At 39.0% G+C, this 19,152-nt stretch carries 17 protein-coding genes; 11 read left to right on the top strand and 6 right to left on the bottom strand.

Annotated elements, in window-relative coordinates; translation table 11 throughout:
• Nucleotides 1-21 precede the first annotated feature (21 nt).
• Nucleotides 22-1,392, top strand: a complete 1,371-nt coding sequence (locus tag I6E69_RS13135) for a YjiH family protein (protein ID WP_138489349.1) — start codon at nt 22-24, stop codon at nt 1,390-1,392.
• Between the two features lie 288 nt (nt 1,393-1,680).
• Here I6E69_RS13135 and I6E69_RS13125 read toward each other — a convergent pair whose 3' ends face one another.
• Nucleotides 1,681-2,217 (bottom strand): acyloxyacyl hydrolase, encoded by a 537-nt coding sequence (locus I6E69_RS13125; protein ID WP_138489347.1) that lies wholly within the window; start codon nt 2,215-2,217, stop codon nt 1,681-1,683.
• A 245-nt stretch (nt 2,218-2,462) separates the two neighbouring features.
• Between I6E69_RS13125 and I6E69_RS13120 the strand changes: the two genes are divergently transcribed.
• Nucleotides 2,463-3,056 carry a phospholipid-binding protein MlaC gene (locus I6E69_RS13120; RefSeq protein ID WP_024595677.1) on the top strand — a complete coding sequence of 198 codons (594 nt, stop codon included), beginning with the start codon at nt 2,463-2,465 and terminating at the stop codon, nt 3,054-3,056.
• A gap of 357 nt (nt 3,057-3,413) precedes the next feature.
• Entirely contained in the window at nt 3,414-4,751 is a 1,338-nt protein-coding gene (locus I6E69_RS13115; RefSeq protein WP_039487320.1) for an ankyrin repeat domain-containing protein, read from the top strand.
• Between the two features lie 80 nt (nt 4,752-4,831).
• On the opposite strand, the gene I6E69_RS13110 is transcribed toward I6E69_RS13115, so the two are convergent.
• Genes I6E69_RS13110 through I6E69_RS13090 form a run of 5 tightly spaced genes read right to left on the bottom strand, consistent with a single transcriptional unit; the run spans nt 4,832 to nt 8,351 of the window.
• Nucleotides 4,832-5,275: a DUF2069 domain-containing protein gene (locus tag I6E69_RS13110; protein WP_197121410.1), complete on the bottom strand. Its 444-nt coding sequence runs from the start codon at nt 5,273-5,275 to the stop codon at nt 4,832-4,834.
• The gene (gene wrbA / locus I6E69_RS13105; protein WP_197121409.1) at nt 5,272-5,826 is read right to left on the bottom strand and encodes an NAD(P)H:quinone oxidoreductase; all 555 of its coding nucleotides are present in this window, start codon (nt 5,824-5,826) and stop codon (nt 5,272-5,274) included. The genes I6E69_RS13110 and wrbA overlap by 4 nt, the downstream gene beginning before the upstream one ends.
• Nucleotides 5,826-6,173: an arsenate reductase (glutaredoxin) gene (gene arsC, locus I6E69_RS13100; RefSeq protein ID WP_024595681.1), complete on the bottom strand. Its 348-nt coding sequence runs from the start codon at nt 6,171-6,173 to the stop codon at nt 5,826-5,828. Before arsC ends, wrbA begins: the two co-directional genes overlap by 1 nt.
• A gap of 53 nt (nt 6,174-6,226) precedes the next feature.
• The gene (locus I6E69_RS13095) at nt 6,227-7,684 is read right to left on the bottom strand and encodes a M48 family metalloprotease (RefSeq protein WP_039487326.1); all 1,458 of its coding nucleotides are present in this window, start codon (nt 7,682-7,684) and stop codon (nt 6,227-6,229) included.
• A gap of 1 nt (nt 7,685) precedes the next feature.
• Nucleotides 7,686-8,351 carry a hypothetical protein gene (locus tag I6E69_RS13090; protein WP_024597628.1) on the bottom strand — a complete coding sequence of 222 codons (666 nt, stop codon included), beginning with the start codon at nt 8,349-8,351 and terminating at the stop codon, nt 7,686-7,688.
• A 145-nt stretch (nt 8,352-8,496) separates the two neighbouring features.
• Here I6E69_RS13090 and I6E69_RS13085 point away from each other — a divergent pair, with 145 nt between their 5' ends.
• The 8 genes from I6E69_RS13085 to I6E69_RS13050 all read left to right on the top strand — a co-directional run bounded on the left by I6E69_RS13085 (nt 8,497) and on the right by I6E69_RS13050 (nt 19,040).
• Complete coding sequence (locus I6E69_RS13085) at nt 8,497-8,715, top strand: sulfurtransferase TusA family protein (RefSeq protein ID WP_002961455.1); 219 nt, start codon at nt 8,497-8,499, stop codon at nt 8,713-8,715.
• Complete coding sequence (locus I6E69_RS13080; protein ID WP_024606584.1) at nt 8,708-9,784, top strand: AI-2E family transporter; 1,077 nt, start codon at nt 8,708-8,710, stop codon at nt 9,782-9,784. Before I6E69_RS13085 ends, I6E69_RS13080 begins: the two co-directional genes overlap by 8 nt.
• Before the next feature lie 135 nt (nt 9,785-9,919).
• Nucleotides 9,920-12,175: an aminotransferase class V-fold PLP-dependent enzyme gene (locus tag I6E69_RS13075; RefSeq protein WP_197121408.1), complete on the top strand. Its 2,256-nt coding sequence runs from the start codon at nt 9,920-9,922 to the stop codon at nt 12,173-12,175.
• A gap of 400 nt (nt 12,176-12,575) precedes the next feature.
• Complete coding sequence (gene pgi / locus I6E69_RS13070) at nt 12,576-14,222, top strand: glucose-6-phosphate isomerase (RefSeq protein WP_197121407.1); 1,647 nt, start codon at nt 12,576-12,578, stop codon at nt 14,220-14,222.
• A 269-nt stretch (nt 14,223-14,491) separates the two neighbouring features.
• Nucleotides 14,492-15,964 carry a glucose-6-phosphate dehydrogenase gene (gene zwf, locus I6E69_RS13065; protein WP_024597624.1) on the top strand — a complete coding sequence of 491 codons (1,473 nt, stop codon included), beginning with the start codon at nt 14,492-14,494 and terminating at the stop codon, nt 15,962-15,964.
• Nucleotides 15,965-15,966: 2 nt separating this feature from the next.
• On the top strand, nt 15,967-16,677 hold the full coding sequence (pgl, locus tag I6E69_RS13060; RefSeq protein WP_197121406.1) for a 6-phosphogluconolactonase: 711 nt from the start codon (nt 15,967-15,969) through the stop codon (nt 16,675-16,677).
• 336 nt (nt 16,678-17,013) lie between these two features.
• Entirely contained in the window at nt 17,014-17,718 is a 705-nt protein-coding gene (locus tag I6E69_RS13055; protein WP_024597622.1) for a SapC family protein, read from the top strand.
• Nucleotides 17,719-18,008: 290 nt separating this feature from the next.
• Nucleotides 18,009-19,040: an isoaspartyl peptidase/L-asparaginase family protein gene (locus tag I6E69_RS13050; protein WP_197121405.1), complete on the top strand. Its 1,032-nt coding sequence runs from the start codon at nt 18,009-18,011 to the stop codon at nt 19,038-19,040.
• Nucleotides 19,041-19,152: the final 112 nt, after the last annotated feature.

Raw genomic sequence — 19,152 nt, 5'->3', positions numbered from 1 at the left:
GGTTTTTATAGGTTAAACAATATGTCTCAGCTACCTGAACGTTCACACTATACGTGGCGCACTTGGTTTACTTTTTTGGTTCCTTCGTTAATTGGCGTGTTTTTATTTATGACACCCATTAGTACTTCGCAAGGGATGACCATTCCTATTGCCGTTATGGCAAAAGCGGTTCAAGCAATGATGCTTGGCTCTGCTCAAGCAATTATTACCCTCATTATTTGTATTACAGGGGTTATTTCTGTAATTACTAAAGTGTTTAAACCCGCCGCTATATGTAACTCACCTTTGTTAAAGCATTTATTTGATGTGAGCTGGACATGGCTGGTGGTACGCTTATTTGGTATGGCGTTTGGTTTAATGACGTACTTAAGCCTAGGCAGCGAGATGATTACCTCGGCCAATACTGGCGCGCTGGTATTAAATGACTTATTGCCTGTGTTGTTTTCGGTATTTATTTTAGCGGGCTTATTACTGCCGCTATTAATTAACTTTGGTCTATTAGAGCTTGCTGGTACGTTAATGACCAAAGTAATGCGCCCTGTATTTGGTGTACCAGGCAGAAGCGCGGTTGACTGTACTGCATCGTGGTTAGGTGATGGCAGTGTGGGTATTTTGATGACTGCAAGGCAGTACGATCAAAAGCACTATACACAACGCGAAGCGGCTATTATTGGTACTACGTTTTCAGCGGTTTCAATTACATTTAGTTTAGTGGTGCTTGGGCAAGTTAAACTTGAATACCTATTTGCACCGTTTTACGCAACGGTATGTTTAGCCGGTATTGTTGCCGCTATTATTGTGCCGCGATTACCGCCACTGCGCTTTAAAAAAGACTTACTCATTGATGGCACTGAGCCAGATAGAGACGCTGAAACAATTCCGGGTCATAAAACTTTATTTGGGCATTCGTTAGATGTTGCACTAGCTAAAGCAGATAATTCAACGGGTGTTAAAGGCACTATAAAAGAGGGCGTACATAACGCGCTTGATATGGTGTTTGGTGTGTTACCTGTAGTTATGGCGGTAGGCACATTTGCACTGATCATTGCTGAGCATACGCCTATATTTCAGTATTTAGGTATGCCGTTTGTGCCATTTTTAGAGCTATTGCAAGTACCCGAAGCAGCCGCAGCGTCGCAAACTATTATGGTAGGCTTTGCTGATATGTTTATTCCGTCAATATTAGCTGCAGGGACTATCGAAAGTGATGTAACGCGCTTTATTATTGCCGCAATGAGTGTAACTCAGCTTATTTATATGTCTGAGGTAGGTGCACTTTTACTTGGCAGTAAAATACCGGTAAATATTTTAGAGCTATTTATTATATTTATTTTGCGAACGCTAATTACTTTACCTGTTATTGCGCTAATGGCGCATTGGCTAGTAGGCTAAATTAGCAAAAATATATTTAGCGAATTGGTATTATTGAAAAAGCCCTGATTGATCAGGGCTTTTTTGTGTCTGTTGTATTTTTTATATTGGCGTTGGGCTTTATAAACTCCTGTTTTGCAGAGAGTCTAATCAGCGCAATATTACCAATGATAATGGCAAAAACAACAGCGACAGTAATTACAATATGCCAAGTTTGCATCGCAGTATCACCTAAACTTTAGTACGTTTAAGTGTGACCGCTTTGTGCTATAACAGCAATTAATTTACTCAAAAATACAATCAATAACGTTAAAAACGTCTCGCTACCGAAAGCGTTAAAAAGTTAAGCCCAGGGTTTGGCTCTTTAAAGCCTGCGTTTGAATAGTGAATAACGCGAAGGGCAACATTGGTGTGGCCAAAATCGGCTACAAGGCCTATGCGGTCTTCAAACTGGTAGTGAGTACTTATGTTTTTTCCAGCAAACTGCGTTTCATCAATCAGTGATACACCAATGCCTGCTTCTACATAAAATGGGGTGTTGTTAAAACTAAAAGCAGGAAATTGCAGCACAGGTGACATAGCAAGTACTAGGTTTGATTGTGTTTCATCGCCGTGGCGGTATTCCCACATGTTTACGCTGGTTTCAAAGTAAAAGCGTGCATCACCAATAATGTTTTGCATACCAGGTGCATGATACTGATACGCAAGCTTAACGCCGTTTACGTTACCTTCGCCTTTGAGAAAGTCAACGGCATAACCGTGGTCCGATTGAGCAAAAGCAAGCTTGCCAAAAAGTGAAACTACTAATACAAAAGAGATAATAAGTGTTTTAAGTGACGTTTTCATAGGTGCGAAATGTTTGTTTGATTTAAGTTGATAACTAAATGATAAGGGCGGCCTGTTAACAATTACAATGAGGACAAAATGCCGGTTGTATATGAGCTGTTAATAGAGTTTTCTAACTGCTTGAATTTATTTTAGTTATTCAATTGGTGCTAATTCGGCATTAATAAGTTGCTTATTTGTGCCTTTTTTATTGCGTATAGTTCGCGTAAATTACAGCCATCTTAATCACACAGACATATACAATTATGAAACTCTTTAAACTATTCGTTTTAGCCACTGCTTTTTTTAGCAGTTCGTTATTTGCACAAGCTCAGCAATCACCAGATCAGTTACTTGAATCGGTAGCCGACAAGCTTTTTGCAGATATTGGTCAAGTAAACTCAAAAGGTACAGCCAGCAAAGACGCGATGGCTGCCATTGTTGAAAAACGTTTAATGCCACATATTGACGTTAAGTTTGTGTCGTTTAAATTATTAGGTAAACACATTAAAGGTATTGAGCGCGAGCAAGCTGTTCAATTTATAGATGCAGTAGAGCATTACTTAACAGGCACATACGCCGGTGCACTAATGAAGTATACGGGTCAAAAAGTAGTATTTGAGCGTAATAACGCAAAAAGTGACTCTGAGTACGCAACAGTTAATACGCAAATTATTGAGCCAAATGCGCCTACTATCGACTTAAGCTTTAAGCTTCGTTTAGGTAAAAACAATGAGTGGAAAGTATACGATATTGTTGCTGAAGGCATTTCACTATTAAGTGCTAAACAAAAAGAGATTATTCAACGCATTTCTGATGTGGGTTTAGAGCAAGTTATTAGCGAGTTAAAAAGTAAATAGGCTATTTGTCTGGCTCTGATTAAGCCCAACTCCAACCTCAAAAACGGCCAATTACTTATGTACTTGGCCGTTTTTATATTTCTGCTAAGGACAATACCAATCCACAGTAATACTTAATCATTTAGAACAACTAAATAACGAAATTTTTGCCTTGCTATCACACGGTTTTCTACCTCAAAATAAATCACTTAATTAAGCGAATTGGTATAATCCTAAAGGATTGTTGTTATTGCGTAATTTTGCGCTAGCAGCAAAACAAAGGTGTGCTAGAATATCGGCACTTTGATTAAGCGTGGTGTCAGCTTAAAACTGATATAACTTACCACCCCCAAGCCACACTGGAGTTGTGTTGTTTTAATGGAAAATGTACTGATTTGGCCAAAGGAATACCCATTACTTATTAAAGGACTGGTAGAACAAAACGGTGCCTTTATTTTAGATGCTTTGGAAGCTTGGCCTGCTTGTCGTTCTACAAATGAAGACGATGGTGTATGCACCACCGTGCTGCCACCTATTTATTATTTGGCATGGCTAACCCCGCTGGAGCCATTTGAAGAATGTTACTTTCAACATATCTCTGAATATGACGAAGACGCACAAGCGTATATTAGTGCGGTTAAAAGCCATTACTACGATAATGAATACACCCCTGAAAGCTTAGTGCTTATGCTGTGCCAGCGCCTTGAAAAATACGCAAGCGTGGCTGCACAAAATACCATAGATACGCCACTGTCTTTAGTTGATTTATTTTTTAGTAAACGCTACTTCACCTTAATTGAGCATGCGTTAAATAATAAAAGTAAACTCTCGGCAAAGGACACATTAGCGCTTTGGAAAGAAGTTGATTTTAGAGAGCGCCTAAGTGCGTTTATACCAGAGTCTATTGCTGATTTAGATACTCTCTCTGAACTTGCCAGCGAAAAAGTAGCTGCGGGTAAAGACTATTTTACGCTGCTTACGCAGGTTTCTCCTGATGTTGACTCTGTTGTTCTCTTAGAAAAAGCTTTGCTTACTCATTTACGTAAAAAAACAGCTAAGCAAACAATGGCTATGCGTTTTATTGAACAAGGCGCTACTGGTGTACTTGCTGATGAAAACAATAAAACAGCCTTTATGTGGGCCGCCGAAAAAGGCTTTGTAAATGTGGTTGAAACGCTACTTGCAAAGCAAGACAAAAAAGCGACAGATAACTTAGGTAATACTGCGCTTCATTATGCTGTGTTTGCTAAAAATGAGTCGTTAATGGTGCTGCTTATTAAAGCCGGATACGATTTTAGAGCACGTAATAAAGAAGGTTTAAGCTGTTACCGTTTAGCGGTGAGTATTAAAGCTAATAACTTAGTTAAATGTTTAGAGCGTGACTTTGGTATTAAAGAACTTTCGCCAGAAGGGCAGTTCGATCGCATTAAAAAAGTGCATGTGCTACATGCTATTGTAACTATATTGCTGCCTTTACAGTTGTTTTTCTTTTTTGATGAAACCCTCTCAATTAAAAGTGAGCTGACGCTGGGTTTAACTATGACTGCGGTGATTTGTTTTTTCTTTGCGACCACTTTAAAACGCTGTGCGCTATATCCACATATTAAACACCCTTGGGGTTTATTTGTGCTTAGAGGCTTTTCGTTTATTAGCTTAATTGCTCAAATAGGGTTGGCGAGTATTGTGGTGCTAGCTGCCTTGAGCGATTTAGTTTAGCTAGTTTTAAACAATTAATAAAAAACGCGCTTAAAGTAATTTAAGCGCGTTTTTTTGTATATAGCGTTTATGGTTAAGCCTTATTTACCGTGCTCATTTGCTGCTTTTTCTTCAGCTAATTCTTCTTTAAGCTTACGGATTTTTAAACCTTGTTCTTGTCCGCGATGTCTTGCGTAGTAAGTACAACCAATAAACATAGATGATGCAAATACCAGCTCTAACAACACCCAAATTAATTCATCTGGCGCTGCCCACAGCATAGTAAGACCGTGGATAAAATAAAGCATTACAATAAAGTTAGCCCACGCATAGGTGTATGTGTTGTCTTGAATTATGCCTCTTAGCGGCAGCAGTAAAGGAATGATAGGAAAAAACAATGACACCCAACTAGTATTACCGTCTAGAGGGGGTATAAAATACATCCACAAAGGAATCAGAATAAGTAAACCAACATAGCCAAATAGTGCTGCACGTTGAAATTTTACCGTAATCGGCTTTTTAGCTGGACTGTCAGCTGTATTCATTTAAGTTTTCTCGCAATGTGAGCAAGGCGTTTACCAACGCTTTGGCATATTTTAATTTCGTCTTTGCTTAGCTGTGCACTATTCGCGCTGCCAGCGACGTGTGTTGCACCGTATGGTGTTCCACCGGTTTGTGTTGCAAGTAGTTCGGGTACATCGTACGGCACGCCCATAAGCATCATACCGTGGTGTAATAGTGGCAAAGATAAGTTAAGTAAGGTTGCTTCATTTCCACCATGCATACTACTTGATGACGAAAATACACACGCTGGCTTATCGATTAATTGGCCTTTTAGCCACAAGTCGCTGGTGGTTTCCCAAAAGCTTTTTGCTTGAGAGGCCATCATGCCAAATCGAGTTGGTGTACCAAATGCTAAACCATCGCAATTTATTAAATCATCTTTGGTGATCACAATATCGTGCGCATTTTTAGCCACAAAGGTGCGAAGTAGTGCACTAGCACCTTGTTGCTCTATCGACTCTGCTATCTCGTGAGCCATTGCTTCAACTGAGCCATGGCTTGAGTGATAAAGCACCACAATGGTTGCACTCATTATAAAACGCTTAGTACGTTTTCTGGTGGACGACCAATCGCTGCTTTATTGTTATTAACTACGATAGGGCGTTCAATCAATTTTGGGTATTTAACCATAGCGTTAATAAGTGCATCCTCATTTGTTTCATCTTTCAAATTAAGCGCTTTGTAGTCATCTTCTTTTGTGCGCATCATTTCACGTACGGATGAAAAACCAAGTTGGATTACAAGCGTTGAAATTTGCTCGTGAGTAAGAGGGGTTTTTAAATACTCTACAACACTTGGCTCTATCGCTTTACTTTGCAGTAGCGCTAGCGTTTCGCGTGATTTAGAACAACGTGGGTTGTGGTAAATAGTAACAGACATAAAATGATTCCAAAGTGTGAATTGCGTCTATTTTAGGGTAAGCGCTTGCAGACTTAAAGTCTTGCAAGCTCTTTTTGTAAAAGTCGATACTGGGTAAGTAGTGCTTTTAAACGTTGTTGCTTTACAAGTTCGGTTGGCTCTACGAAGTTAAGTGCTTTTTGTACTTCGTCTGCGGCTTTTAAATAAGCACCATATTGAGCCAATACATCGGCGTTCGCTTCGTGATATGAGGCTAATTTATCTTGTTTTTTATACGCATCAGCAAGAAGTTGCTTGCCTAGGTTATGATCTGGCTTTTCGAGTAAAAAACTCTTCAAAATATTTTCGGCTAGTTCATATTGCTCAGCTTCAAGTGCTGCGTTGGCATAGTTAAGCGTAATCACCTGATTATTAGGGCGATACTGATTTAAATCAGCTAAAAATTTTACGGCTTCATCTGCCTTTTTTTGCGCGATGAGTAAATCGGTATGGGTATCTATATAAAATAGGTTTTTAGGATCGTTTTTTAAAAGCTCATCTAGTATTGGGGCTGCTTCATCAAGCTTTTTTTGATCAAGTAAGCTAATAGCTAAACCGTACTTTAAAGCGGTGTTATCGTAGCTATTTTCGCGTAGTCGTTTTCTAAATAGGTCTTCGGCGTTTTCTGGTTTGTTGTCGTAGCGCGCAAGCACGCGGCTTTTAGCTAAATTAAACTCAAGACTGGCACTCATATGACGCACAGGAAATTGCTCTGCACGCAAACGTACATCTGATACACGACTCTCTGGTAATGGGTGAGTAAGTAAAAACGCAGGTGGTTTATATTTATAACGAATTTGCGCGGCAAGTTTAGTTAAAAATTCGCTCGATGCACGAGCATCAAAGCCTGCATTGTTAAGCGTTTGCATGCCTATGCGGTCAGCTTCTTGCTCGGCTGAGCGACTATGCGTTAACTGACTAAAAGCAGATTGTGTTTGGCTGGCAGATATAATCGCAATACCCGCATCTGGTGCAACAACGGTTGCTAATATTCCGGCTATCATACCGGCAATAGTCAGCGCGCTGTTATCTTGTTGTTGTTGTATTCTTCGTGCTAAGTGGCGCTGTGTTACGTGAGCAATTTCGTGACCAAGCACTGAGGCAAACTGGCTCTCGTTATCGGCTTGCGCTATTAACCCGGTGTGTACACCTACATGCCCGCCATAAAATGCAAACGCATTTATTTCTGAGTTATTTATCCAAAAAAACGAAAACGGAAAGCGCACGTCATTAGCATTAGCAACAAGTTTACGGCCAATAGTCGTGAGGTATTCATCAAGCACTGGGTCATTTATTACTGGCGATGAACCTCGTATTTGCATCATCATTACTTCGCCAATGGCTTGTTCTTTTTCGAGTGGCAGTGCTTGTAATGCAGATGTTCCTAAATCAGGAAGTGTAAAATTGGTTTGCGCTTTTAAAGGTTCGCTTATTAATAAGCTAAACGTAAGCGCGGCACTGCATAAAGTGATAAATGCTGATTTTAGCTGCATTTTATTCCTTGTTAATTTGTTCGCCAATTGCAATTTTGGCTATGTCTATTTCGTCACTGCTTGCACGGCTGTCTTTTTCGCACAATTGGTATAGTTCTTTTATTGTGACTCCATCAAGCTTTACAACGTTCAATTCTCGCTGCAAAAAAGTAATAATTTTATGTACTACTTTGTGTGCATGTAAAATAATGGCTTTATCTGCTTTGTCGCCTCGTTCAAAATAAAAGCCAATAAACTTATGTAACTGACTTATTCTGATCAAGTTTTTCATTGAATGTGGGTCCCACACTCTAAACTCCATAAAGCGATTATTTTTTATGTATTGATCAACAATAACATCTTTAGCATAAGGCTGTGCCCATAGCTCAAAGCCTCTGTCGGTAAATACTTGGTGCAGCGCAATACGTGGCTTATGTTTGGTATGTATTTCACCTAAGTTATCTTCATAGCCTTCTAATAAATCTAAGTTCCAATTGCGTTTATCTAAAAGTTGTTTAACTGCATTGTCGAACCCATGATCTAAAATTCCTTCTGATTCGCTTATTGATGAGGCAACAAGGTGATAAAAAGGAGGTAGTTCGCCCCAATTAATCTGCTTTTTAAACCAATTAATCTCTTTGAGTGTTGGATTACTTGGTAGTTGCGCTTTATTATGCGTGCCAGGCATTAACTTATCCTTACTGCTAGTTATGTTATAAGGATAAACTATTGCAGGAATTGTTTTAACAAAAAGTTACAACGGTTTGAGTATATAAATACGTAGACCGTAAATATGCGACTTATTATTCATTTACTATACGGATAAAGTAGTTATGGTAGAGCGCGATTTAAAAGAGTTTAAGTGTCCTCAGCAATTTGTGCAGTTCAAGCTTGCGCTTCGAAGTGCGCAATCATCAAAACAACGCATCACTTTTAGTCTTAATAAAGGTGAAAGTGCGAACGACATTGAACGTTTTTTGCAAAAAAATGCTTATAGTTACAATTTTGATAAACAACGTGGGTTGTTATTAGTGGAGCCATTACATGTTTGAATACGTAAAAACATGGTACGAAAGGAAGTTCTCGGATCCTCATTCGTCTACCTTATTATTTTTATTATTGGTATCAGTTGCCTTACTTTACTTTTTTGGCGCGTTAATTGTTCCTGTGCTTGTTGCACTGGTTATCGCTTATTTACTAGATTGGCCGGTTGTTCATTTAGAGCGTGTTGGCTTAAAACGTTTTACTGCAACAATTATTGTAATGTTGATATTTATTAGCATTATGCTCACCCTTATTTTAGTTATTGGCCCAGTGCTTTGGAAGCAAACCAGTAACTTAGTGCAAGAAACACCGCATATGCTAGAGCAGGGGAAGTCTTATTTAATGGCTTTACCTGAACAATACCCAAGTTTAATTAATATAGAACAAGTACAAGCAATTGTTGCAACCGTAGAAGCTAAAATTATTGAGTTTGGTCAAGCGGTATTATCGTTTTCACTTACGTCTTTAAAAGATGTTGTTGCTTGGCTTATATATTTGGTGCTTGTGCCGTTACTGGTGTTTTTTATGCTTAAAGATAAGCTGGAGCTGACAGGGAGTATAGCTAAACTGATCCCGCAGCAACGGCGCTTGATTTTACAAGTGTGGAACGAAATGAACCAACAAATTATGAATTACATTCGCGGTAAAGTATTCGAAATTTTAATTGTTGGTGGTGTGTCTTTCATTGCATTTACTGTTTTAGATTTGCGCTATGCAGCTTTACTTGGTGTGCTTGTTGGCTTTTCGGTATTAATTCCATTTATTGGCGCGGCACTCGTCACTATTCCGGTAGCGGCAGTTGCACTGTTTCAGTTTGGATTAGAAACGCAGTTTTGGACCATTTTAATTATTTATGGAATTATTCAGGCGCTTGATGGCAATGTACTTGTACCGCTGTTGTTTTCTGAGGCAGTTGATTTAAATCCGGTATTTATAATTGTCGCGGTATTATTTTTTGGTGGTTTATGGGGGTTTTGGGGCGTATTTTTTGCCATCCCGTTGGCCTCATTAGTAAAAGCGCTAATAACAGCTTGGTCGTCAACGCACGAAGAGATCAGCAAAGAGCTCAGTGAATAGTTAAGCAAACAGACTTTTAGTTTAAAAAAGCATAGTAAACGCACCTCTAGTGCTAATTGATTATTACTCATTACCTGTAAATTTATGTACTATTGGTAATAAGATATATTTTTTAGTAATAAGGTGCGTTTTTTAATGTCTGAGTTTTTATTGCACGATGAGCCAGTAAAACAAGTTTACCTTGATGCAAATGCAACGACCCCTGTGTTGCCTTGTATTGCTGATGTTGTTTCTCATACCATGCAAATATGTTTTGGTAATCCTTCAAGCCCGCACATCACAGGTATTCAAGCCAAGCATTTATTAGAACAAACACGTCAAAAGGCACGTACGGTTATCGGCGCAACTAATGGCGATATCCTATTTACCTCTGGTGCAACGGAGGGTATTCAAACTGCGGTGGTTTCTACATTAATTAATGCTAAAAAGCAGTCTATTAAAAACCCTGTATTATTATATGGCGCTACTGAGCATAAAGCGGTGCCAAATACACTCAAGCACTGGAATAGCGTACTTGATGTTAATGCTCAGGTGCTTGCTATTCCGGTTGATAGCAACGGTATTTTAGATTTAGATTTTATCGCAGAGCATATTAATAACGCTTTGATGATTTGCACCATGGCCGTTAATAACGAAACCGGTGTATATCAAGATTTACCCGCTATAGAGCAGGTGATCCGTAGCCGTAACAAAAATGTATCGTGGATGGTGGATTGCGTACAGGCACTCGGTAAACAAGCGCTCGCACTGAGTAATACAACTATTGATTACGCTCCTTTTTCGGGGCATAAGCTTTACGCACCTAAAGGTATTGGCTTTTTATATATTCGTAGTGGCAGTGCGTACACACCTTTTATAGCGGGTGGCGGTCAAGAAAGTGGAATGCGTTCAGGCACCGAAAATCTACCCGGTATTGCAGGGTTAAACAAACTATTTAGTATGTTGCTTGATAAATCAGACGATACATTTAAACCAATTAGCACACTAAACTCTTATCGAAGCCAGTTACAAAGCGCGATAAAAGACACCTTTGGCGATATTACATTTAATCATGATTTTGCTTATAGCGTGCCTACCACACTTAACTTTGCGGTAAACGATTTAACGAGCAAAGAAGTGATTGATTTATTTGATGCTGCGGGCATTCGCGTAAGTGGTGGCTCGGCTTGTAGTACAGGCGCATCAACAAGTTTTGTTTTAGATGCAATGGGTGCAAGTAAGTGGCAAAGTGAAAATGCGATTAGGCTATCGTTTGGACCTGCTGCAACACAACACGATATTGATGATGCTTGTGTGCGTATTCGCGCTCTTAAAGCAATACTTCAGGCTAACTGTTTAATTGTATCTGATAGCACTACACCACAACAAGAAGTGTGCGCACTTGGCCTTACTCAGTTTAGGCACCAAGGAGCATGTAGTTGGCTTTATGTAAGCGATGATAAGCGCGCAGTTATAATAGACCCGATTGTTGAGCTTATTCCGCGCTTTGAAAAAATAGCCAATACACAAAACTTAACTATATCAGCGGTGCTTAATACTCATCTGCATCAAGAGCGAGAGTCAGCGACTAATTTATTAACCAGCGTTCTTGCATCAAGAGTTGTAAAAGGTGAGGTTGATGCTTTAGGTTGGCCACTAAATGCAGAAAGTATTAGCTTAGCAAATGACGTACTTGAAAAAATATCGACACCTGGGCACAGCAAAGATAGCGTAAGTTATTTATTAAAAAATAGTAATGGCGAAACGCGTTATTGTTTTTGTGGTGATTTAATTTTGCCTGCAGGGCTTGGCAATACATCGCTTATAGGTGGGGATGCAAAAGCAATGGCACGCTCTATTTTAGCAATAAGCGAGCAACTTAATAGCACCAGCATTATTTGCTCAGGGCACGACTACCAACAATGTTTTGCCATGAACTGGGTTGTACAACAAAACCAAACGCCATTACTCAATGCGTTAGTAAGCGGCAGTATTTCAGTTGATGAATTTACAATACAAAAGCAGCAGTACGACGCTTCAAAGCAAGTAAATAACACGCAATTGTGTGGTTATGTAAATGCATTGCCTGAGATTGATACACAGCAATTAAATTTTGATGACGCTAAAGCAATGTTAAACACCAGCGATGTGTATTTAATAGATACTCGGGAGCCGTATGAACATGGAGCAAATAATGTTGCTCAGTTATTTAATACACTTGATGAAAAAACATTAAATATACCGCTTAGCAGAATGGCAAATGCGGTATTTGAAGGGCAGTTAAGTAAAAATAACAAATATATTTTATTATGCCGCAGTGGTAACCGCTCAAAGATTGCTGCGAGCAATTTAATGCAGCTAGGGTACAAAACTGTTTATAACCTAAGTGGTGGGCTAGCGCTTAGTAATTAAGCAAAGATTGTAATTTATACAAAATCGGCTTTATAGCCGATTTTTTGTTTTTAAGGTTTATTTGTTTGCAAGGCAAACAATTACAGTAATTAGTGAATAACTATGAAAAGTAATTAGCAGCGCTTATAAAAATTCATTAATATTTCATTTTGATTGATTAAGCTATGCCGTTGCCTTTAAAATTACAGGTAAATTAATTTATAAAATTTTTATGATACCGGTGTCAAAAGCTAAAAATTGCGTTATCATCTGCACATAAAATTATAAAAACAGCACTTTTTTTGCATTTTTAGTTATACTATTTGCGCTTTAATTTAGTGTGAATAAGTAGTATTAAGAGTTTTGCTTTTATAAAAAACATTTTTAAATCAATTGATTGAAAAAAATAGAGGATATTTCCATGTCTAACCGAACGCAACTAGCAAGTTGGCAAGCACTAGAACAAAGTGCAGCTAAGATGAAACAAACACATCTAAAAACGTTATTTGCACAAGATGACACGCGCTTTTCTGAGTTTTCTACTCAAGTACCAGGCGTATTATTCGACTATTCTAAGCAACTTATTGATAACGATGTTTTTGCTAACTTAATATCGCTTGCTAAAGAATGCGATATTGCATCGTGGCGCGATAAAATGTTTAGCGGTGAAAAAATAAATATCACTGAGGATCGCTCAGTTTTGCATACGGCACTTCGTAATCGTGCTCACACTCCATTAATTGTTGATGGCGAAAACGTGACACAAGCCGTAGACAACGAGTTAGCTAAAATTAAAGTGTTTGTAGAAAAAGTTCGTAGCGGTAAATGGTTAGGCTATACCGGCAAAGCGGTAAAAGATGTTGTAAGTATTGGTGTTGGTGGCTCTAACCTTGGACCACAAATGGCAACTGAGGCATTAAAAGCACTTGCTGATGATACGTTAAATGTTCACTACGTATCTAATGCTGACGGTGTACAAATTTCGTCTATATTAAAAGCCATTGACCCTGAAACAACATTATTTGTTATTTCGTCAAAAACATTTACGACGTCAGAAACCATGACAAACGCAAAAACGGCGGTTGACTGGTTTTTACAAACAACAAAAGATGAAAGTACAATTGCAAAGCATTTTGTTGCAGTAAGTACAAATTTAGAAAAAACGGCAGCCTTTGGTATCAGCGACGAAAACGTATTCACTATGTGGGATTGGGTTGGTGGTCGCTTTTCACTTTGGAGTGCGATAGGCTTACCAATTGCTTTATATTTAGGGTACGACGCCTTTGAAGCAATTTTAGAAGGTGCGTTTGAAATAGACGAGCACTTTAAATCTGCGCCGTTTGAGCAAAATATACCATTAATTATGGCATTGCTTAGTGTATGGAATACGAGCTTTTTAGGTTATACAGCGCAAGCTATATTACCGTACGATCAAGCACTGCATATGTTGCCTGCGTATTTACAGCAAGGCGAAATGGAAAGTAACGGTAAACACGTTAACTTTGCAGGCGAAACGGTACCTTATACTACGGTTCCAATTATTTGGGGCATGACGGGTATTAATGGCCAGCACGCATTTTATCAGTGTTTACACCAAGGTAATGTAATTGTACCTGCAGATTTTATTGCATCAGTTAAGCCACAAGTGAATGTTGATAAGCATCACGATATTTTATTATCGAACTTCTTTGCACAAACAGAGGCGATGATGAGTGGTGTAGATGCAGCGCAAGTTACAGCTGATTTAACTGCTAAGGGTAAATCGCAAGCAGAGATTGATGAGTTATTAAATCATAAAATTCATCAAGGCAATCGTCCTACAACGTCTATGCTATTAGATACAGTAGATGCTAAAACAGTGGGCCGTTTAATTGCACTGTATGAGCATAAGATATTTTGCCAAGGCATTATTTTAGAAATATGTTCGTTTGACCAATGGGGTGTAGAGCTAGGTAAAGGTTTAGCATCTAAAATTGAGAGTGAACTTACTGATGATAGCGTGAAACACGCTCATGATAGTTCTACAAACGGCTTAATGGCATACTACAAACAAAACCGTACGCAGTAAAAAATTCGCTTACGCAAGTAAGTAAACCGAGTACCTTTGAACGGGTAGCGCTGGAGTGCTTAGGGTCTGTATTTTTGTGAGAGGAGATACAGGGCCCCTAAGGCTCATTTAATAAGCGCAATGATAAACAATAATAATAAATCATCGATACAGAACAATTCAGCAGGCTTTTATTTAAATACAGCTATAAAAGCCATCTAATCTAGCAATAAATAGGCATACCCGCGCATTTACCAAATGTACTGGGTATCACAACGTAGAGAGTAACTATGCTTAATCCTTTTGATATTATAATTTTTGGGGGCGGTGGTGATCTTGCGTTACGCAAATTGCTACCTGCAATGTACAGAGCATATCAAGAAGGTAACTTACCTGAAGGCTCACGTATCCTACCAACAGTGCGCGAAGAATCGAAACGTGCTGAATACATAGAAACAGCGCATAAAGCATTACAAGAATTTTTAAGCAAAGGTGAGTTTAACGCTAAAGATTGGAAAGCGTTTTCTACTTTTTTAGTGCCAGTGGTAAGTAATGTTACAGAAGCAGACGACAACTGGGATGTGCTAAAAGGCATTTTAGATGAGCACGAAAGTACTAAGTCTCGTGTGTTTTACTTATCGCTTCCGCCTGCTGTTTACGGCACATGTTGTGAAATATTATCGACTAAAGGTTTAATTACACCTACATCACGCGTTGTTGTTGAAAAGCCAATTGGTTATTGCGGTGATTCTGCTGAAGCAATTAATGGAAAAATTGCAGAGTTTTTTAATGAAGAACAAATTTTCCGTATTGACCATTACTTAGGTAAAGAAACAGTACAAAACTTAATGGCGCTGCGTTTTTCAAACTCATTGTTTGAAAATATGTGGGATGCTAAATCTATTGATAATATTCAAATTAGCTTGTCAGAAACGGTTGGTCTTGAAAGCCGCGCTGGTTTTTATGATAAAGCCGGTGCACTTCGTGACATGGTTCAAAACCACTTATTACAACTACTTTGCTTAGTTGCAATGGAGTCGCCTAATAAGCTAAACGCTAACAGCATTCGTAACGAAAAACTAAAAGTATTAGAAGCACTTCGCCCGCTTGTAGATGGTGATGTTGATGAAAATATTGTTCGTGGTCAATACGTACCAGGTGACTTAAACGGTAAAATTGTACCGGGTTACTTAGAAGAGCTAAATGAAGGTTCTAGTAAAACAGAAACGTTTGTAGCTATTCGCGCGCATATTGATAACTGGCGCTGGGCAGGTGTTCCATTTTACCTTCGTACGGGTAAACGTATGGCTAAGCGCTGTGCAGAAATTGTGGTTGAATACAAAAAAGTATCTCACAATATCTACGAAGATAACGTGGGTAATATCGAGCCAAATCGTCTTGTTATTCGTTTGCAGCCAGAGGAAACAATTCAACTAACGCTTATGTCTAAGCGCCTTGATAATCTTCAAATGCAACTTGAGCCAGTAACAATGAATATTGAGCTTTCACAAGCTTACAGCAATGGTTTCCACTCAGATGCGTACAAGCGTTTAATGCTTGATGCCGCTGCTGATAACCCGTCGTTATTTATTCACCGTGATGAAGTTCGTCAAGCGTGGAAGTGGATTGATCCAATCATCGACCGTTGGCAAGACAAAGGCAAGCCTGCGCTTTACCGTGCTGGTAGCTGGGGACCTGATGATGCTGATGAATTATTGGCAGAAAACAATCATGTATGGTTTAACACAGGCGATAAGGTATAAGCATGGCAACACTAGTTGAAAAGTTTTTTGATGATAAAGACGCGTTAACAGCTGAGCTTTCTGCAACGCTTGAGCAATCATTACGTGATGGCATTAAAAACGATGGCCGTGCTGTATTAATGGTGTCGGGCGGCTCGTCTCCTGCGCCCGCTTATAAGCATTTATCAACGCTTGATTTAGATTGGCAACATGTTGATGTTGCTATGGTTGATGAGCGTTGGGTAGACCCAAGTCATGAAAAAAGTAATGAAGCATTTATTAAAAGTACTTTATTACAAAATCATGGTAGTGCTGCAAACTTTATTACTATGAAGAACACTGCAGCAACGGCTCAACAGGGCGCACAAGAGTGTGAAGCGGCTTATAGCGAGCTAAAAAGCCCATATGATGTAACTATTTTAGGTATGGGCCCAGATGGCCATACAGCGTCGTTATTCCCAAATGCAGACGGTTTAGCGCATGGTTTAACAACTGAGCAAACAGTATGTGCAATTAATGCGATACAAAGTGATGTGACGGGTAGTATTACTGAGCGAATGACGCTTACGTTAAATGCCATTGCGCAATCTAAAGTGGTTAAGCTTTTAATTAGCGGTGAAGAAAAACTCGCTGTTTATAAGCAAGCAAAAGCGGGCGGCGATGTTAATGACATGCCACTACGCGCTGTGCTTAACCATCCAAGTATTAATATTGAAGTATATTGGGCGCCTTAATTTAGATGCCAATTTAACTTTTAAAGGTCGCTTATATAAGCGGCCTTTTTTATTTGCTTAAATTTAAGCCTAAACACTGCAAAAAAATAGCTTTGAACTGTTAACCAATGTTAATGAATAACTTTGGTTTGTATTAAAATCAACCACGAAGTGTGTTGTTTTTGAACAAAGTTTATGAGTTTGAGCTGTATGTTTTTTAGCAACGTTCAGATTTAGTTAAATTTTATTTTTTCATGGTTGTTGTCATAAAAGTTTCCCTTCCTTTTTTAGCTCAAAAGCATTAGCCTAAAGGCATTAACAATGAAACATATAAATTAAAATAAACGGAGCAGTAACATGGCGGAGCAACAAGTACAGCCTTTACACAACGAAAAACATGCCAACACTAAAATTCAAAACGGCATCAACGTAGAATTCATGAAAACTCAACACTTAGTGCCAGTAGTTGCACATGAGTTTGCACGTGTAGCAAACGAGTTTCCAATGTCATTCGTTAAAAATAACGAAACAGGCACTTTTCAAGCAGTTGCTATGTTTGGCTTAGAGCCAGGCGAAAACCTTTTTGTAGAAGATGGTAAATGGACTGCAGCATTTGCACCTATGGCATCTACTCGTTACCCACTGGGTTTAGTTAAACACCCAGATCAAGATCAATACGGTATCGTAATTGACGAAGCAAGTGCGCTTGTTGGTGAAGACGAAGGTAATGCATTATTTGAAAACGGCGAAGAAACAGATTACCTAAAACGTCGTAAAGAAGCGCTAGTATCATTTATTGAGTTTTCTCAAGTAACTGAAGCGTTCACTAAATTCCTTGCTGATAAAGAGCTACTAATTGCGCAAACGCTAACAGTAGACATTAAAGGCGAGAAAAAAGACATCAACGGTATTTACCTTATCGATGAGAAAAAACTAAATGAGTTAAGCGATGCTGATTTCTTAGAGCTTCGTAAACGTGGTTACTTAGCACCAATTTACTCGTTCTTAACGTCTACTCACCAAGTAGCACGTTTAGCGCGTTTAAAAGCTAAACAAGCTTAATTATACCAATTGCATTAAATTAGTGATCTATTATAGCGATAAGAAAATGGCTCAATAACAAGGCTAAAATTATGATACATAGTTGTTCTATATAAATAATTTTCAACGTAGTTAGTGAGCTATTTAATACGCTAGAATGACCATGTTTTTAATAAAATTGGTATTACAAACACGTAAAATTTTAAAAAGCGCCTTAAGGCGCTTTTTTTATGCCATTAAACTCACTTTAGTTGAAATTAAGTCCGTAACCATTCACATTAGTTTATAACTTCCCCATAAAAGAACTCATTATGAAAACACCATTATTAGCCATTTTTGCGAGCAGCCTTGTTGCTTTAAGCAATAGTGCATTAGCTGCAGAGACTCCTTTTGCCATTGCGATTCATGGTGGGGCAGGGACAATTGAAAAAGCACGATTTACACCCGCTCAAGAAAAAGAGTATCGGGCAAAATTAACGCAAGCAGTAGAGACAGGTTATAAAGTATTACACCAAGGCGGTGAAAGTTTAGATGCGGTGACTGCAGCAATTGCAGTATTAGAGCAATCCCCTTATTTTAATGCAGGGCGTGGAGCGGTATACACCTACGATGGCGGGCATGAGCTTGATGCATCCATAATGGATGGTCGAAACCGTGAAGCAGGCGCAGTTGCGGGTGTAAAGCATATTGAGAGCCCAATTAACTTAGCGCGTTTGGTAATGGATAACTCTGTACACGTAATGCTTAGTGGGCAAGGCGCTGAAGAGTTTGCTAAAGAGCAAGGTGTTGAGCTTGTCGAAAATAACTTATTTGATACCGAGCCTCGTTACAAAGCGCTTTTAAAAGCAAAACAAAAATTAGATAAAGCCAAAGCAACCAGTAAAGAGTACCAAGCCGCGCACAAAGCATTACCTAACTCTTACAAAATGGGCACGGTTGGCGCAGTGGCGCTTGATAAAAATGGTAATTTAGCGGCAGGTACATCAACAGGTGGTATGACCGCAAAACGTTATGGTCGTGTGGGGGATGCGCCGGTAATTGGGGCCGGAACATTTGCTGAAAATGAATCGTGCGCGGTATCGGCAACAGGGCATGGTGAATACTTTATTCGCTATAATGTAGCGAGCGATATATGTGCGCGAGTTAAGTACCAAGGTAAAAGCATAGCCGAAGCTGGGGATGAAGTTATAAACGGTGTGCTTAAGCCTATTGGTGGCACGGGTGGCGTAATTATTATTGATACAAAGGGTAATATTAGCTTACCGTTTAATACCTCTGGCATGTATCGGGCAAGTAAATCGAATACCCAAGCGACCTACGTGGGCATTTTTAGTGACGAATAAGCCAACGTCATTTAATTTATTCAATGTAGTTAGCCCTGAAAATAATTGTTTAAAATAAATTTATTATTCACAGTTTAGTTCAATAGCAGCGTTTATATAACAAACAACCCCG

This window comes from Pseudoalteromonas sp. NZS100 (assembly GCF_015864815.1).
Lineage (GTDB): Bacteria > Pseudomonadota > Gammaproteobacteria > Enterobacterales > Alteromonadaceae > Pseudoalteromonas > Pseudoalteromonas distincta.
The sequence above is the reverse complement of the archived record's forward strand: the minus strand, read 5'-3'. Positions and strand labels throughout refer to the sequence as shown.

Coding starts and splice junctions, on each gene's coding strand:
- I6E69_RS13115 (WP_039487320.1), top strand. CDS start 3,414: ATGGAAAATGTACTGATTTGGCCAAAGGAATACCCATTACTTATTAAA.
- I6E69_RS13080 (WP_024606584.1), top strand. CDS start 8,708: ATGTTTGAATACGTAAAAACATGGTACGAAAGGAAGTTCTCGGATCCT.
- I6E69_RS13110 (WP_197121410.1), bottom strand. CDS start 5,275: ATGAATACAGCTGACAGTCCAGCTAAAAAGCCGATTACGGTAAAATTT.
- I6E69_RS13135 (WP_138489349.1), top strand. CDS start 22: ATGTCTCAGCTACCTGAACGTTCACACTATACGTGGCGCACTTGGTTT.
- I6E69_RS13090 (WP_024597628.1), bottom strand. CDS start 8,351: ATGCCTGGCACGCATAATAAAGCGCAACTACCAAGTAATCCAACACTC.
- zwf (WP_024597624.1), top strand. CDS start 14,492: ATGCTTAATCCTTTTGATATTATAATTTTTGGGGGCGGTGGTGATCTT.
- pgi (WP_197121407.1), top strand. CDS start 12,576: ATGTCTAACCGAACGCAACTAGCAAGTTGGCAAGCACTAGAACAAAGT.
- I6E69_RS13125 (WP_138489347.1), bottom strand. CDS start 2,217: ATGAAAACGTCACTTAAAACACTTATTATCTCTTTTGTATTAGTAGTT.
- arsC (WP_024595681.1), bottom strand. CDS start 6,173: ATGTCTGTTACTATTTACCACAACCCACGTTGTTCTAAATCACGCGAA.
- I6E69_RS13120 (WP_024595677.1), top strand. CDS start 2,463: ATGAAACTCTTTAAACTATTCGTTTTAGCCACTGCTTTTTTTAGCAGT.
- I6E69_RS13055 (WP_024597622.1), top strand. CDS start 17,014: ATGGCGGAGCAACAAGTACAGCCTTTACACAACGAAAAACATGCCAAC.
- I6E69_RS13050 (WP_197121405.1), top strand. CDS start 18,009: ATGAAAACACCATTATTAGCCATTTTTGCGAGCAGCCTTGTTGCTTTA.
- I6E69_RS13085 (WP_002961455.1), top strand. CDS start 8,497: ATGGTAGAGCGCGATTTAAAAGAGTTTAAGTGTCCTCAGCAATTTGTG.
- I6E69_RS13075 (WP_197121408.1), top strand. CDS start 9,920: ATGTCTGAGTTTTTATTGCACGATGAGCCAGTAAAACAAGTTTACCTT.
- I6E69_RS13095 (WP_039487326.1), bottom strand. CDS start 7,684: ATGCAGCTAAAATCAGCATTTATCACTTTATGCAGTGCCGCGCTTACG.
- wrbA (WP_197121409.1), bottom strand. CDS start 5,826: ATGAGTGCAACCATTGTGGTGCTTTATCACTCAAGCCATGGCTCAGTT.
- pgl (WP_197121406.1), top strand. CDS start 15,967: ATGGCAACACTAGTTGAAAAGTTTTTTGATGATAAAGACGCGTTAACA.